Raw genomic sequence first — 13,279 nt, 5'->3', positions numbered from 1 at the left:
GAACAACTTCCTCTTCTCGGTGATCCTGGCCGGCCGCGAGACCCGGACGCTCCCGATCGCCGTCTTCAACATGATCTCCTACGAGGAGATCAACTGGGGGACGCTGGCCGCCGCCGCCACCCTCATCACGCTGCCGGTGCTCCTGCTGGCGCTGATCGTCCAGCGCCACATCGTCACCGGCCTCACCTTCGGCGCCGTCAAGCAGTAACGAGCCGCTCCGACTGCCCCGAGGGCTCCAGCAGGCACACCGCCTGCGGGGTGAGCGTTTGCGGCGCGACGGTCTCCACGCAGAAGAGGTGGAGCGCCTCCCGGTCATGGGAGCGATAGCCGATGGCGAGGTCACCGCCGACGGTGAGGACGAAGTCGCCGCCCCGCATCGCGAACAGCGCGCCGCCATTCTCCAGCACCGTGCAGCGGTGGACGGCGGCCAGAACCTCTCGCAGGTGGCGGGACGTCGGGTAGCCGCCCTCCTCCGACGCCCGCAGGTACGCATAGTAGCGGCCGGGCGCGAGGACCGCCTCGTAGGGCCCGGGAATCCCGAGGCTGTCGAGCGTCTCGACGGCCTTGACCAGGTCGCCCAGCACGTGCTCGGGCTGCGCCCAGTCCTTGAGGGCGAGCCGCGGCGACTCCTTCGAGGCGAGGAAGCCCCCGCCGACGGGGTCCCCGAAGAGGGCCAGCCGGTCCTCGGCGAGGCCGACCTCGCGGGCGGCCGCCTCGGCGGGAGCGGTATCCAGGGTCGGCCCGCCCCGCTCGAAGGCCTCGACGACCGACCAGGGCAGGCTGAACTCGGCCCGGATCTCGGCCAGCAAGGCGACCTCGGGCACGCAGACGCTGGCCTTGCCCTCCCGGGTCCGGCACGCGCTCATCGTGCCCAGCGGGGCGGCGAAGCAGTCCCAGCCCCGGGGCCCGTCGAACGTGGCCACGCGACGGGCCGTCATGATGTGCCGGGCGGCTCTGGCGGCCGCCTCGTCGAGGGCTTTCCACACGCCCTCCGACAGCCGCGCACTCTCGCGTCGCAGAATGTCCATCATCGACCTCCTCGCAACGACCCGACCGAGACGCGCGCCGCGCCGGCGGCAGGCGCCGAACCGTCACCGTTCTGAATCGCTTCCTCCCGCCCGACGATGGAGCCCTCGCTGAACAGGTACTCCCGCAGCTTCGTGTCGAACACGGGATCCTGCCGGCGGATCCACTCGAGCACCATGGCCGCGTGCTCCTTCTCCTCGTCCCGGTTGTGCCGGAGGATCGCCTGGAGGTCCGGATCGCCCGTCGCATCCATCCGCTGCTGGTACCAGTCGATGGCCTCGAGCTCCTCCATCAGGCTGACGATCGCACGGTGCATGTCGCGAGTCTTCGGCGCCAGGTGCTCTTCGGCTTCGTGGAATCCGACTGAGGCCATAGGGCACGTCTCCTTCTGAGGGGTGCCTCCGCCGCGCGGGCCCGCGCGGCAACCCGCCGGTCATCGCTGTCCTTTCTTACACCCTACCACACGATGCCGGCACCGGCCCGGCGGACTGCCGGAAACACCGGGGGGGAGCGCGCCGGGCGGGTTGAGGAGGAGACGGACGATCGAGGCCAGCCACAGATCCAGAGGCCGAGACTGAGGATGATCCGGCGCGAGGCGGGTGACCCACGCCTCGGCTTCGAGCTGGCTCCGATCCCGGGCGCGGCTCAGCGGAGCGCGCGGCGCTCGTCACGCCGGAGCTTGTACTCGATGGAGTCGACGAGGGCCTGCCAGGAGGCGTCGATGATGTTGTGGGCGACCCCGACGGTGCCCCAGGTCTCCTCCCCGTCCCCCGAGGTGATGAGCACGCGTGTCTTGGCGGCGGTACCCTTCGACTCGTCGAGGATGCGCACCTTGTAGTCGATCAGCGACATCTCGCGCACGCTGGGGTAGAACTCCTCGAGCGCCTTCCGCAGCGCGTGGTCCAGCGCGTTGACCGGGCCATTGCCGGCCGCCGCCGTGTGCTCGGAGATGCCCTTGACGCGCAGTCGCACCGTGGCCTCCGCGAAGGGCTGGTGGTCCCCGTGGCGCGCCTCGACGGTGACCCGGTATCCCTCCAGCTCGAAGTAGGGCCGGTGGTTGCCGAGGGCTCGCTCCATGAGCAGCTCGAACGACGCCTCGGCGCCCTCGAAGAGGTACCCCTCGTCCTCCAGCGCCTTCAGCGTGTCGAGGATCCGCCGGGTCTCCGGCGTGTCCTTGCCGAGGTCGATCCCGTACTCCTGCGCTTTCCAGAGGATGTTCGCTCGGCCGGCCAGCTCGGAGACGAGGACGCGGCGGCGATTGCCGACCACCTCGGGATCGACGTGCTCGTAGGTCTCCGGGTGCTTGAGGACGGCCGAGACGTGAATGCCGGCTTTGTGGGCGAAGGCCGAATCCCCGACGAAGGGCTGGTGCTGCCACGGCGGGCGGTTGGCCAGCTCGGAGGCGAAGCGCGAGACCTCCCGGAGCTCCCGGAGATTCAGGTCGGGGATCGCCTGGACGCCGAGCTTCAGCATGAGGTTCGGGACGATCGAGACCAGGTTCGCGTTGCCGCAGCGCTCGCCGTACCCGTTGACGGTGCCCTGGACGTGCTCCACGCCCTCGAGCACCGCGGCCAGGGAGTTCGCCACCGCGCACTCGCCGTCGTTGTGGGCGTGGATGCCGAGCGGCGCTCGGACGTGCCGCCGGACCTCGCGGACCATCTCGGCCACCTCGTGGGGAAGCGTGCCCCCGTTGGTGTCGCAGAGGACGAGGCAGTGGGCCCCGGCCGCCTCCGCCGTCTTGAGGGTCTGGAGCGCGTACTCGCGATCGCGCTTCCAGCCGTCGAAGAAGTGCTCGGCGTCGTAGATGACCTCCTCGGCGTGGCGCCCCAGGAAGGCCACCGAATCGCCGATCATGGCGAGATTCTCGGGGAGCGTCGTCTGGAGGGCGTGGGTGACGTGGAAGGGCCACGACTTGCCGAAAATCGTCGCCACCGGGGTCCGCGCCTCGACCAGGGCCTGGAGGCTCGGGTCGTCCTCGGCCTTGATCCCGGCCCGCCGGGTCGCCCCGAACGCCGCGATCCGCGCGTGCTTCAACGGGACGTCGAGGATCCGGCGAAAGAAGCGCATGTCCTTGGGGTTCGAGCCCGGCCAGCCACCTTCGACGTAGTGGACGCCCAGCGCGTCGAGCCGTTGGGCGAGCCGGACCTTGTCCTCCATGGAGAAAGCCACGCCCTCGCCCTGGGTGCCATCGCGAAGCGTCGTGTCGTAGATCTTCACCAGCCGCGCCATCGGTGCCTCCTCGGCCGCGTCACGCCGTCCCCGGTCACTCCGGACCGCCCAACTCCGCGCCGGGCTGAAAAAAGCAGTCCCCTACCATAGCGGGAGCCGGACGCGAATGTCAAGGTTGGGAGCCCAACGCGACGGCCGAGGCCTCAGGCGGGGGAGCCGACCGGTTGAGCCGGCCCGTCTCGACCGGATCAGAGGATGCGGCCCGTGCAGCCGAAGTGACCGCAGGCGCAGTCGTCCGCCTCGGCGCCGCCGCGGGCGCACAGGAGACAGCAGAAGCGCTTCCCCGGGTCCACCTCGCAGAGGCAGGGCGGATGCTGGCAACCTCCGGGCGTCAGCTCGGGCGCCCGCTCCATCCCCCCGGGGAATACCGGAGAGGTCGCGCTCAGAGGCCCCGTCACGGGCCGGGCCCCGTCGCGATCCCGCCGCGATGGGCCGGGCGACGCTCGGAGCCTGACGGGCTGTAGCGGGCGGCCGGGATCGGCAGCCCCGGACCCGCGTCCCGGCGGTCCGGGCGGGCTAGGAATGGCCTTTGCATGAGACGGGACGCAGCATGATCTCGCAGGGAGAATGGGAGCCGATCGTCATCGGGGCGTGCCGGGTCTGCGGCTGGAAAGCGCTGACCCAGGGTGGGCTCTGCGTGGACTGCCGGGAGGTCCGGGAATGGAGCCGGATCAACCGGGCGTTCTGCCGGTTCGTCCACCGCGCCCGATACGACGAGAGCGAATCGGACTCGGACCACCCCCTCGCGTCCGCCGCCTGACCTAGACCGCTAGATCTTCGGGGGGGTCTCGGAAGAGCCCCCCGATACCCCCCCCTCGATTGCGGCGGCACAGCCGCCGCTCGGAGCGCTGCTCGACGCATCGCCCGCTCGGGGCGAGCTGCCGGCTTACTCCGACACACCGCTAGACCACGCCGGCGGCACGCAACCGGGCGATGCCGTCCGCCGGGTACCCGAGCACCTTCTCCAGGATCTCGTCGGTGTGCTCGCCGAGGCAGGGCGCCGCGCTCGAGGCCTCGCCCGGCGTGCCGTGGAGCCGGATCGCCGGCCCGACCATCCGGAGGGGACCCGCCGTCGGGTGCGTGAGCGACACGATGGCGCCGCGCGCCTGGAGGTGCTCGGACTCGAGCACCTCCCCGACCGTCTTGATCTTGCCCGCCGGGACGCCGGCGCGCCCGAGCCGGTCGAGCCAATCTTCCACCGGCGCCGCGGCGAACACGCGCTCGAGGACGGGGATCAGCGCGTCCCGGTGCTCGACTCGCTTGGCCTCGGAATCGAACCGCGGGTCGTGGGCGAGCTCGGACTGTCCCAGCGCCTGACAGAACCGGCCCCAGAGGGAGTTGTTCGCCACGCCCACGGTGAGGTAGCCGTCGGCCGCCCGGAACACTTCGTAGGGCACGATCGAGGGATGCTGGTTCCCGCGGCGCCGCGGGCTCTTGCCGGTCGCGAAGTAGGCCTGGCCCTGGTAGGTGAGGAGGGCGGCCATCACGTCGAGCATGGCCACCTCGACCTTCTGGCCCACACCCGTCCGCTCGCGCGCGAAGAGCGCGAGGACGATGCCGTGAGCCGCCATCGTGCCGGCCGCCAGATCCGCGATGGAGTTGCCGACCTTGACGGGCGGGCCGTCGGGGAACCCGGTGAGGTCCATGATCCCGGACTCACCCTGGACGATGAGGTCATAGCCGGGCCGGCCCGCCTCGGAGCCCGACTCGCCGAATCCCGAGATCGAGCAGTAGACGAGACGGGGGTTGAAGGCCTGGACGGCGGGATACCCGAAGCCCAGGCGCTCGAGCGTCCCCGGCCGGAAGTTTTCCAGGAGAGCGTCGGCGCCCTCGAGCAGCCGGCGGAGGATCTCCTTGCCCGCCTCGCTCTTCAGGTCGAGCGTGAGGCTCTTCTTGCCGCGGTTCACGCTCATGAAGTAGGTCGCCTCACCGCCCACGAACGGGGGCCACGCCCGGGTGTCGTCGCCCTTGCCCGGCTCCTCGACCTTGATGACCTCGGCCCCCATGTCCGCGAGCAGCATGGTCGCGTAGGGCCCGGCCAGCACCCGGGAGAGATCGATGACCCGGATCCCCTCCAGCGGTCTCACTGACGGGACCCCGGCCAGCGGCTGAGCCGCTTGACGGCGCTGCGGGCAAACGCCCCGACCCGCTGGGTGGCGCGGATGCCGCCCTGACGCCAGAAGAGAAGCGCCCGCTCGCCCAGGTTGAGCATCGAGAAGTAGTAGATCTGATCCACGGCCTCGATCGCCACCCGGCTCCCGAGCTTGAGGCCCCGGGTCTCGGCGCCGTGGCAGAAGAACTTCACGCCCCCCTCGAGCTGGACGAGGGCCATGTGGAGCGGCGAGGCGAACCCGGTCGGTGGCGAGTGGAGCGTCGTGAACGAGATCACCTCGCCGTAGGCCGGCACCTGGGCCGGCTGCATCGGGGTCGCGTCGTCGGGGCAGTAGCGGGCCGGAGGCGCACAGAGGCGCCGGCAGCGGCCGCACCGCGAGGCGGGGATGGACTCGGTGGTCATCCGGCGGCCTCGAGGAGCGTGACCCAGTTGGTCGTGGCCAGCCCGCCGATCGAGTGGGCCAGCCCCACCCGGGCCTCGACCTGCCGCTCGCCCGCCTGGCCGGTGAGCTGCCAGCAGAGCTCGACGACCTGGGCCAGCCCGGTCGCGCCCAGCGGGTGCCCGCGTGCCTTGAGGCCCCCCGACGGGTTGACCGGGAGCCGGCCGTCCAGCGCCGTCTCGCCGTGCGCGAGCATCCGCGCGGCCTTGCCGGCGGGCGCGAGCCCCACGTCCTCCATCGAGATCAGCTCGAAGGGCGTGAAGGCGTCGTGGAGCTCGGCCACGTCGACCCGCTCCGGCCCGAACCCCGCCATGCGGTACGCCGTCCGCGCCGCGTCCTGGCTCGCGCGGAATCCGGTGAAGCTGTCGCGGTAGCGAAGGGCCAGGTAGTCCGAGCCCTGGCCGATTCCGGCGATCCGGACCGGCGCCCGGTCGGCCCGGATCACGACCGCGGCGGCGCCGTCGGAGATCGGGCAGCAGTGGAAGAGTCGCAGGGGATCCGCCACCATCCGGCTCTCCATGATGGCGTCGAGGGTCACCGGCGTCTGGAAGTGCGCCAGCGGGTTCCGGGACCCGTTCGCGTGGTTCTTCAGCGCCACCAGGGAGATGTCCTTGAGAGCCGCCCCGGTGCGGGCCATCCAGGCCCGGGTCACCAGGCCCGCCAGGGCGGGCATCGTCGCCCCGTACGAGCGCTCGTAGGCGTCGATGGAGCGGCCGATCAGCTCCGAGACACGCGGGGTCGGCAGGTGCGTCATCTTCTCCCCGCCGACGACGAGCACCGCGCGGTACAACCCGGCGATCACCGCCGCGTAGGCGGTGAACAGCGCCGCGGCACCCGACGAGGTCGCGGTCTCGGCGCGGAGGCTCGGAGTGCGGGCCAGGCCGAGGTAGGTGGCCAGGTGGGAGGCGAAGTTGGCTTCCCCGATGAACTCCTCGGGATTCATGACCGAGACGACGAGGGCGTCCGGGCGCTCCAGCCCCGCCGCGCTCAGGGCGCCCCGGGCCGCCTCGGCGATCAGGTCCTCCAGCGACTCCGGCCGCGGGCCGAAGCGCGTCATCGCCGCCCCGGCAATGTAAGCGTCGCCCACCTCGGCCGATCCCCTCCCGTCTGTCGGTCAGTGCCGACTTGATGCGGGCCTGAGCTCCAGCGTACCCGGGGGTCTCGACGGAGTCAACGATGCCAGCGCCGCGAATGACGCACGGGGAGCGTCGCGACGGCGCAGTATTTCCCGGCCCCGGCGGATGGCGTCAGGGCGCGGACCGAAGGGGCGCGGGAGGCCCAGGATGTCGTGGCGCGGAATGCCCGTCGTCGGCCTGGATAGGGCATGGCCCGTCGCCCTGATCAATGCAGGGCGCGGTATTGACGCGCGTCATGATGGGCGTTAGTATTACCATATGGCAAAGGCACGTCGGATCACCGCCAACCTCCCGGACGACCTCTTGCGTGACGCCATGCGCGTGACGCGGGCGGGGATCACGGAAACGGTCATCGAAGGGCTCCGCCTCGTCCGCCGGACTCGGGTCTACGATCGAGCGATGGCGCTCAAGGGACGGGTTCGGCTGGCGATCGACATCGAGCAGTCGCGTGAGCGGCGTCGTCGCTGACACGTCCGTCTGGATCGAGTTCTTTGCGGGCCACGCGGAGCCCGCGCTGGAAGAGGCCCTCAAGCACGGCATCGTGGTTTTGCCGCCGCTCGTGGTCGCCGAGCTGATCAGCGGGGCGCGCCGACCTCGCGACCGCTCGGCCATCGTCCGACTGGTCGCCGAAATCCCGCTGCACGAAACGCCGCTCGAGCATTGGGTGCGCGTCGGCGAGCTACGCCGAGCGTTGCTCGACCGCGGGCTCTCGGTGTCGACGCCCGATGCGCACGTGGCGCAGTGCGCACTGGACCGAGATGCGCTCCTCCTCTCGCACGACACGATCTTCGGGCGGATCTCGCGCGTCGTTGGGCTGAGAACTCAAGCCCGCTGAGTCGCGACCCGCGCTCGGACGATCGAGTCCCGACGGTTCGGATCCCAAGTCGTAGCTACTGGGGGTCAGGGCCCTCGCCGCTCGAAGGCGCCGAGATCGGGCCGCGGGCCGAAGGGGCGCGGGAGGCCGAGGATGTCGTGAGCGGGCGCCTGGAGCGGGTCCGCGGCGTCGATGGCCGGGCTCCCGGCGCCGAGCGCCCCGTAGAGCCTCACGAGCCGGACGAAGGCTTGCCGGATCGAGGTCGACCCCTCGGCGAAGCGGCCGGTGGCCGGGACCCACCGGGGCACCACGACGCCGGCCTGGCTGCCCAGCCGGGGGTCGCCGACGATGCGGCGCGGGTCGTTGGTGTAGTTGATGAGCTCGTCGGAGTCCCGGGGAATGGCCGCGCCGCCGTTCCAGTAGAGGTTGCGATCGAGGACGAAGGACGCCGTCTCGCCCCGGGGCGTGTCGGAGAAGTCTTCCATCGTCCGCGTCGGGTCGGACCAGATGTTGTTGTAGAAGCGGATGTTGGCGTTGGGCGGGTTCTGGTCTTCGACGTTCAAGCGCATGGCGAAGGCCAGGGAGGGCAGGTTGCCCGCCACGGTGTTGTTGCGGAAGGTGATGTCCCGGCCGCCTTTGACGCCGAACGCCGCCCGCATCACGTTGGGCGAGTTCCCGATCATCAGGTTGTTCTCGACCGCGACCTGACGGGCCTCGAAGAAGGGCTGGCCGTCCTCCCCGATCAGGACGAAGTACGACCCGGTGGAGCCCTGCCAGTTGAGGAACACGTTGCGCCGCACCGTGATCCGCCGGCTGCCGAGGTTGGTGTCGTCGGTGCCGTTGCTGTCCTTGATCACGATGTAGCTCGAGGTGTCGTTGTTGTTCCGCCGGCCGCTGCCGGCGAAGTCGTTGAAGAAGATGTTGTCCTGGATGACCACGTCGGTCACGCTGTTGACGTCGATGTGCTCGTCCGAGCCGGACTGGTTGTAGAAGACGTTGCCGGCTACCAGGATCTGGCCGGCGCCGTTGTTGATCTTGAGGATGTCGTTGTTGAAGCTGTCGTGAAGGACGTTGTTGCGCAGCGTGATCCGGCTCACGATGTCGGTCCCGCCGGGGTCGCCGCGCAGGTCCTGGATCTGGATGACGAGGCCGCCCGCCCCCGGGCCGGAGTGGGCGATGTCGAAGCCCTCGAGGGTGATGCCCTTGCCCTCGAAGCAGGTGACGACGGTGTCGTTGTGTCGCAGCCGGGCCCGGTAGGGAACCTCGGACCGCACGGTCACTCCCCGCGCGAAGGTGCCGCGGAGGCGGACCCGGCCCGTGTAGGTCCCCGGCCGCACCAGGACGAGGCTGCCATCCGGCACCGCATCGAGGGCGCGGGTGATGGTCCGCCAGGGCCGGGCCAGCGAGCCGTTGCCGGTGGTGTCGCTGCCGGTGGTGGCCACGTAGAAGACGCGGGTCTGGGCGGGGGCCGGCGCCACGCTCACGGCCACCCACACGGCGACGATCAACCCGGCGAATCCGATCAGGCCGCGCACGGTCCTGCGACGCTCCCGGAGCATGGTGCCCTCCCACCCCGACCCGTCGCTCGGTTGGACTCCCGACGGCTCGTGCCGCCGTGCCCGAGATTGTCTCACATCCGGGGGCGCCCGGTCTCACCGGGCCGGGGTCAGGCGGGGGGCTGGCCGGTGCGGACGAGACGGTAGCCGAAGCTCTGCCAGCGGTCACGCTCCTGCGGGACCAGGGGCCGCCGGCGATCGGCGCGCCGGCAGTCCGTCGACACCGCGGCGCTCCGGCCGCGGCGCTCGCCCATCCGCCGGTCCACGATCACCTCGACCCAGAGGATGCCCTCGAACCGCCGGCGGAGCGAGACGTACAGGCCCGGCTCTTCCCGCCGGACCACGACCAGCCAGCGCACGGGAGCGGAGATGGCCGTGGCGCCCTCGCCCGGGCCCTCTCAGTCGGACCCGACGCCCACCGGCTCGGGGGCGACTTCGTCCGGCGGCGCCCCGGCCGGCAAGTCGGCCGAGGGATCACCGGGCCCGCCGGCCACCCCGAGGTCGCGGATCAGCCGCGCCAGGTAGGTGCGCTGGAGCCCGAGCAGGCGGGCCGCCCGGGTGCGGTTCCCGCCGGTCCGCCGCAAGGCGGAGACGATGAGGCCGCGCTTGAACTCCTCGATCGCCGCGTGGAACGAGCGCGCCTCGCGCACGAGCCCGCCGGCTGCCCCGGCCTCGCGCACCTCGGCCGGCAGGTCCCGGAGCGCGACCTCGGGTCCCTCGGCGAGCACCACCGCGCGCTCGATGGCGTTCTGCAGCTCCCGCACGTTACCCGGCCACGGATACCGTCGCAGGCAGGCCAGGGCCTCCGCCCGGAACCCGCTCAGCTCGCGCTTGACCTCGCGCCGGTAGCGCTCGAGAAAGTGGTGCGCGAGGGGAAGGACGTCCCCCGGCCGCTCGCGCAGCGGGGGCAGCGTCACGCTCACCACGTGCAGGCGGTAAAAGAGATCCAGGCGGAAGTGGCCCTGCCGCACGGCCAGGGTGAGGTCCCGGTTCGTCGCCGCGATGAAGCGGAGGTCCACCTGGATCGGCCGTGTCCCCCCGACCCGCTCGAAGGTTTGATCCTGGAGCACCCGCAGGAGCTTGGCCTGCAGCGCCGGCCGGATGTCGCCGACCTCGTCCAGGAACACCGTGCCGCCGTGGGCCACCTCGAGCTTGCCGCGCTTCTGCTGGTGGGCGCCGGTGAAGGCTCCCTTCTCGTGGCCGAAGAGCTCGGACTCGAGGAGCTCCTCGGAGAGGGCGACGCAGTTGACGACGACGAACGGCCGGCCCGCCCGCAGACTCCAGCGGTGGATCGCCCGGGCCAGGACCTCCTTGCCGGTCCCGCTCTCGCCGAGGAGCAAGACCGTCGTCCCCGTCGGGGCGGCCCGGCGGGCGACGTCGAGCACCGCCTGCATGGCCGGGCTGTCGCCCACGATCGCCGCGTAGCGGTCGGCGACCTCCGAGGCGAGCAGGGCGTTGGCGTCCCGGAGCGCCTGGCGCTCGAGCGCCTTGCCCAGGACGATCTCGAGGTGCCGCGGGTCGAACGGCTTGGTGACGAAGTCGTAGGCGCCCTTCTTCATCGCCTCCACCGCGCGGGCGATCGTCCCGTGCGCGGTGATCACGATGACGACGACCTCGGGCTCGTCGCGGCGGATCGCCTCCAGCACCGCCATCCCGTCGAGCCCCGGCAGGACGAGGTCGAGCAGCACGATGGCCGGAGGCTCCTCCCGGACGAGCCGGAGCGCCTCGGGGCCGCTGCCGGCGATCGTGACCTGAAAGCCGAGCGCCGTCAGCCGATCGGTCAGGGTCTCGCAGAGATCGCGATCGTCGTCCACGACCAGTACGCGCGCAGGCTGTGCCCCAAGGTGACCCATGACCACCTCAGTCGCGGCGAAACGCCTCGGCGGTGAGCCGCAGGAGTTCGCCGGGGTCGAAGGGTTTGAGGAGAAAGTCGTCGGCACCCCGGGCCCGGCACGCCTCGGCCAGCGGCCGGTTGGGGGAGCCGGTCAAGACGATCACGTAGGCCTCCGGCGCCTGGCGCCGGATCTCCACCAGGGCTTCGAACCCGCCGAGTCGGGGCATCTTGAGGTCGAGAATGATGCAGGCCGGGCGCGCGCTCCGCACCCGCTCCAGCGCCTCGAGTCCATCCCGGGCCGTCAGGACCCGGTAGCCCTCGCCCTCCAGACGATCGGTCACGATCTCGAGCAGGTCGGCCTCGTCGTCCACGACGAGAACGAGGCGGCTCGCGGAGGCGCGCTCGCCGGCGGTCATCGCCGGGCGCCCCCGCCAGCCACCGATGCCGGCAGGAGCACGACGAAGGTCGAGCCTTCACCGAGCCCGCCTTCGACCCAGATCCGCCCGCCATGGAGCTCGACGAGGTGCCGCGCGATCGTGAGCCCGAGCCCGCTGCCCGGCGGGCGCTCCCCGTCGACGCGCCCCACCTGATAGAACTTGTCGAACACCCGCTCCCGCTCCCCGGGCGGGATCCCGAGCCCGGTGTCTCGGACGGCTATCCGCACCATCTCGGGAGGCTCGGCCGCCACCGACACCGTCACCCGGCCACCCGGCGGGCTGAACTTGAGCCCGTTCGAGATCAGGTTCGTCAGGACCTGGTGCACCTTGTCCGGATCACCCCAGATCGGCGGGCAGGCGGCGAGGGCCGCCGTCAACCCGATGTTCCGGGCCCGGGCCAGCGGCCGGAGGCTCTCGGTCGCCTCCGCGATCGTCGCGGCGACGTCGAGGGTCTCCGGCACCAGCTCGATCTTGCCCGCCTCGATCCGCGTCAGGTCGAGGAGATCCGAGACCATGCGGGAGAGCCGCTCGACGTTGTCGTGGACCCGCACCAGGTAGTGCCGCTGCTTGTCGGGCAGCGGACCGGTGACGCCGTCGAGAAGGTTGTCGACGAAGCCCTTGATGGCGGCCAGCGGCGTCCGGAACTCGTGGGAGACGTTGCTCAGGAAGTCCGACTTGAGCTGGTCGAGCTCGCGGAGGCGCGCGTGGGATGCGGCCAGCTCCGCGTAGGTCGCCTCCAGCTCGGCGGTGCGGGCGTGGACCTTCGCCTCCAGCTGGGCGGCGGACTCTTCGAGGTGGGTGTAGAGCTGCGCGTTCTGGATCGCCACCGCCGCCTGGGCCGCGAACACGGTCAACAGCCGCACGTCGTTCTGGGAGAAGCCGCCCGGCTTGTTGGCCATCGAGACCATGCCGATGATGCGGCCCTCGAGGACGAGCGGGACGACGGTCACGTTGTAGAGGTCGAAGGGCTTGAGGTACTCCTGCTGGGCCGGGTGCAACTCTCCGAGTCGGTTCTTGACCATGGCGCCGTCAATCCGGAAGTTCCAGGTCATCCGGAGGGTGTCCACCCGGTAGCGGAAGGTGGGGATGATCTCGTCCGGCACGCCGTATCCCGGCGCCTGGCCGACCATCTCGCGGGTCTCGGGATCGTAAAGCGAGATGACGCACTTCTGGGCTCCGATCAGCTCGGCGATGCGCCGCGTCAGACGGCCGTAGGTCTCCTGGATGTCGGTCATCGCCGCAAAGGCCTGGGAGATCTCGTGGAGCACTTCGAGCTCGCGGTAGCGGTAAGGACGGCCGAGCAGGCGGGCCAGGGGGGCGATCATCGGGCGCCGCCGGGAATTCCCGGGAAATAAAAAGGGGCGTCACCCGACGGTGACGCCCCTGGAGCTGTCAGGCGCTCGGAGGCGCTGGCGAGGCGGGATGCGGCCCGCGGATTACTTCTTGGTGGCCGGCTGAACCCCCGGGTTGTCCTTGAAGAACTGCTTGTTGAGCTCGATGAAGTTCTTCCACTGGTCGGGGGTCTCGTCCTCGGCGAAGATCGCCTTGACCGGGCAGACCGGCTCGCAGGCGCCGCAGTCGATGCACTCCTCGGGGTGGATGTAGAGCATCGTCTCCCCCTCGTAGATGCAGTCAACCGGGCAGACCTCCACGCAGGCCTTGTCCTTCACGCCGATGCACGGCTCGGCAATTATG

At 70.9% G+C, this 13,279-nt stretch carries 17 protein-coding genes; 4 read left to right on the top strand and 13 right to left on the bottom strand.

Annotated elements, in window-relative coordinates; genetic code table 11:
- Window positions 1–208, top strand: a 208-nt coding sequence (locus VGW35_07250) for a carbohydrate ABC transporter permease (protein HEV8307449.1), incomplete at its 5' end; no start/stop codon positions are given.
- On the opposite strand, the gene VGW35_07245 is transcribed toward VGW35_07250, so the two are convergent.
- From VGW35_07245 to VGW35_07230, 4 genes are all read right to left on the bottom strand, one after another.
- Window positions 198–1,031 carry a family 1 encapsulin nanocompartment shell protein gene (locus tag VGW35_07245; protein ID HEV8307448.1) on the bottom strand — a complete coding sequence of 278 codons (834 nt, stop codon included), beginning with the start codon at window positions 1,029–1,031 and terminating at the stop codon, window positions 198–200. The two genes, VGW35_07250 and VGW35_07245, sit on opposite strands and share 11 nt — an antisense overlap.
- On the bottom strand, window positions 1,028–1,399 hold the full coding sequence (locus tag VGW35_07240; GenBank protein HEV8307447.1) for a ferritin-like domain-containing protein: 372 nt from the start codon (window positions 1,397–1,399) through the stop codon (window positions 1,028–1,030). The genes VGW35_07245 and VGW35_07240 overlap by 4 nt, the downstream gene beginning before the upstream one ends.
- Window positions 1,400–1,671: 272 nt before the next feature.
- A complete protein-coding gene (gene cimA, locus VGW35_07235; GenBank protein HEV8307446.1) occupies window positions 1,672–3,255 on the bottom strand; it encodes a citramalate synthase in 1,584 nt (527 codons plus the stop codon).
- A 188-nt stretch (window positions 3,256–3,443) separates the two neighbouring features.
- Complete coding sequence (locus VGW35_07230) at window positions 3,444–3,608, bottom strand: hypothetical protein (protein HEV8307445.1); 165 nt, start codon at window positions 3,606–3,608, stop codon at window positions 3,444–3,446.
- Window positions 3,609–3,805: 197 nt separating this feature from the next.
- Between VGW35_07230 and VGW35_07225 the strand changes: the two genes are divergently transcribed.
- Window positions 3,806–4,015 carry a hypothetical protein gene (locus tag VGW35_07225; GenBank protein ID HEV8307444.1) on the top strand — a complete coding sequence of 70 codons (210 nt, stop codon included), beginning with the start codon at window positions 3,806–3,808 and terminating at the stop codon, window positions 4,013–4,015.
- Window positions 4,016–4,157: 142 nt separating this feature from the next.
- Here the strand turns inward: VGW35_07225 and VGW35_07220 are convergent, their stop codons facing one another.
- From VGW35_07220 to VGW35_07210, 3 genes are read right to left on the bottom strand one after another with little or no spacing between them, the layout of a single operon-like run.
- Complete coding sequence (locus tag VGW35_07220; GenBank protein HEV8307443.1) at window positions 4,158–5,342, bottom strand: CaiB/BaiF CoA-transferase family protein; 1,185 nt, start codon at window positions 5,340–5,342, stop codon at window positions 4,158–4,160.
- Window positions 5,339–5,770, bottom strand: coding sequence for an OB-fold domain-containing protein (locus VGW35_07215; protein ID HEV8307442.1), 432 nt, complete (start codon window positions 5,768–5,770; stop codon window positions 5,339–5,341). Before VGW35_07215 ends, VGW35_07220 begins: the two co-directional genes overlap by 4 nt.
- The gene (locus tag VGW35_07210) at window positions 5,767–6,894 is read right to left on the bottom strand and encodes a hypothetical protein (protein HEV8307441.1); all 1,128 of its coding nucleotides are present in this window, start codon (window positions 6,892–6,894) and stop codon (window positions 5,767–5,769) included. Before VGW35_07210 ends, VGW35_07215 begins: the two co-directional genes overlap by 4 nt.
- A 307-nt stretch (window positions 6,895–7,201) precedes the next feature.
- Here VGW35_07210 and VGW35_07205 point away from each other — a divergent pair, with 307 nt between their 5' ends.
- Window positions 7,202–7,411, top strand: a complete 210-nt coding sequence (locus tag VGW35_07205) for a hypothetical protein (protein ID HEV8307440.1) — start codon at window positions 7,202–7,204, stop codon at window positions 7,409–7,411.
- Window positions 7,392–7,778, top strand: a complete 387-nt coding sequence (locus VGW35_07200) for a PIN domain-containing protein (GenBank protein HEV8307439.1) — start codon at window positions 7,392–7,394, stop codon at window positions 7,776–7,778. The genes VGW35_07205 and VGW35_07200 overlap by 20 nt, the downstream gene beginning before the upstream one ends.
- Before the next feature lie 65 nt (window positions 7,779–7,843).
- On the opposite strand, the gene VGW35_07195 is transcribed toward VGW35_07200, so the two are convergent.
- The 6 genes from VGW35_07195 to fdxA all read right to left on the bottom strand — a co-directional run bounded on the left by VGW35_07195 (window position 7,844) and on the right by fdxA (window position 13,278).
- Window positions 7,844–9,316 (bottom strand): choice-of-anchor Q domain-containing protein, encoded by a 1,473-nt coding sequence (locus VGW35_07195; protein HEV8307438.1) that lies wholly within the window; start codon window positions 9,314–9,316, stop codon window positions 7,844–7,846.
- Between the two features lie 107 nt (window positions 9,317–9,423).
- Window positions 9,424–9,672 carry a hypothetical protein gene (locus tag VGW35_07190; GenBank protein ID HEV8307437.1) on the bottom strand — a complete coding sequence of 83 codons (249 nt, stop codon included), beginning with the start codon at window positions 9,670–9,672 and terminating at the stop codon, window positions 9,424–9,426.
- Between the two features lie 39 nt (window positions 9,673–9,711).
- A complete protein-coding gene (locus tag VGW35_07185) occupies window positions 9,712–11,127 on the bottom strand; it encodes a sigma-54 dependent transcriptional regulator (GenBank protein HEV8307436.1) in 1,416 nt (471 codons plus the stop codon).
- 46 nt (window positions 11,128–11,173) lie between these two features.
- Window positions 11,174–11,563, bottom strand: a complete 390-nt coding sequence (locus VGW35_07180) for a response regulator (GenBank protein ID HEV8307435.1) — start codon at window positions 11,561–11,563, stop codon at window positions 11,174–11,176.
- The gene (locus tag VGW35_07175; protein ID HEV8307434.1) at window positions 11,560–12,909 is read right to left on the bottom strand and encodes a GAF domain-containing sensor histidine kinase; all 1,350 of its coding nucleotides are present in this window, start codon (window positions 12,907–12,909) and stop codon (window positions 11,560–11,562) included. Before VGW35_07175 ends, VGW35_07180 begins: the two co-directional genes overlap by 4 nt.
- Window positions 12,910–13,020: 111 nt before the next feature.
- A complete protein-coding gene (fdxA, locus tag VGW35_07170; protein ID HEV8307433.1) occupies window positions 13,021–13,278 on the bottom strand; it encodes a ferredoxin in 258 nt (85 codons plus the stop codon).
- Between the last annotated feature and the right edge of the window lies 1 nt (window position 13,279).

Source organism: Candidatus Methylomirabilota bacterium, from assembly GCA_036005065.1.
Taxonomy (GTDB): Bacteria; Methylomirabilota; Methylomirabilia; order Rokubacteriales; family DASRDR01; genus DASYQW01.
This window is presented reverse-complemented; position numbering and strand designations above follow the sequence as displayed.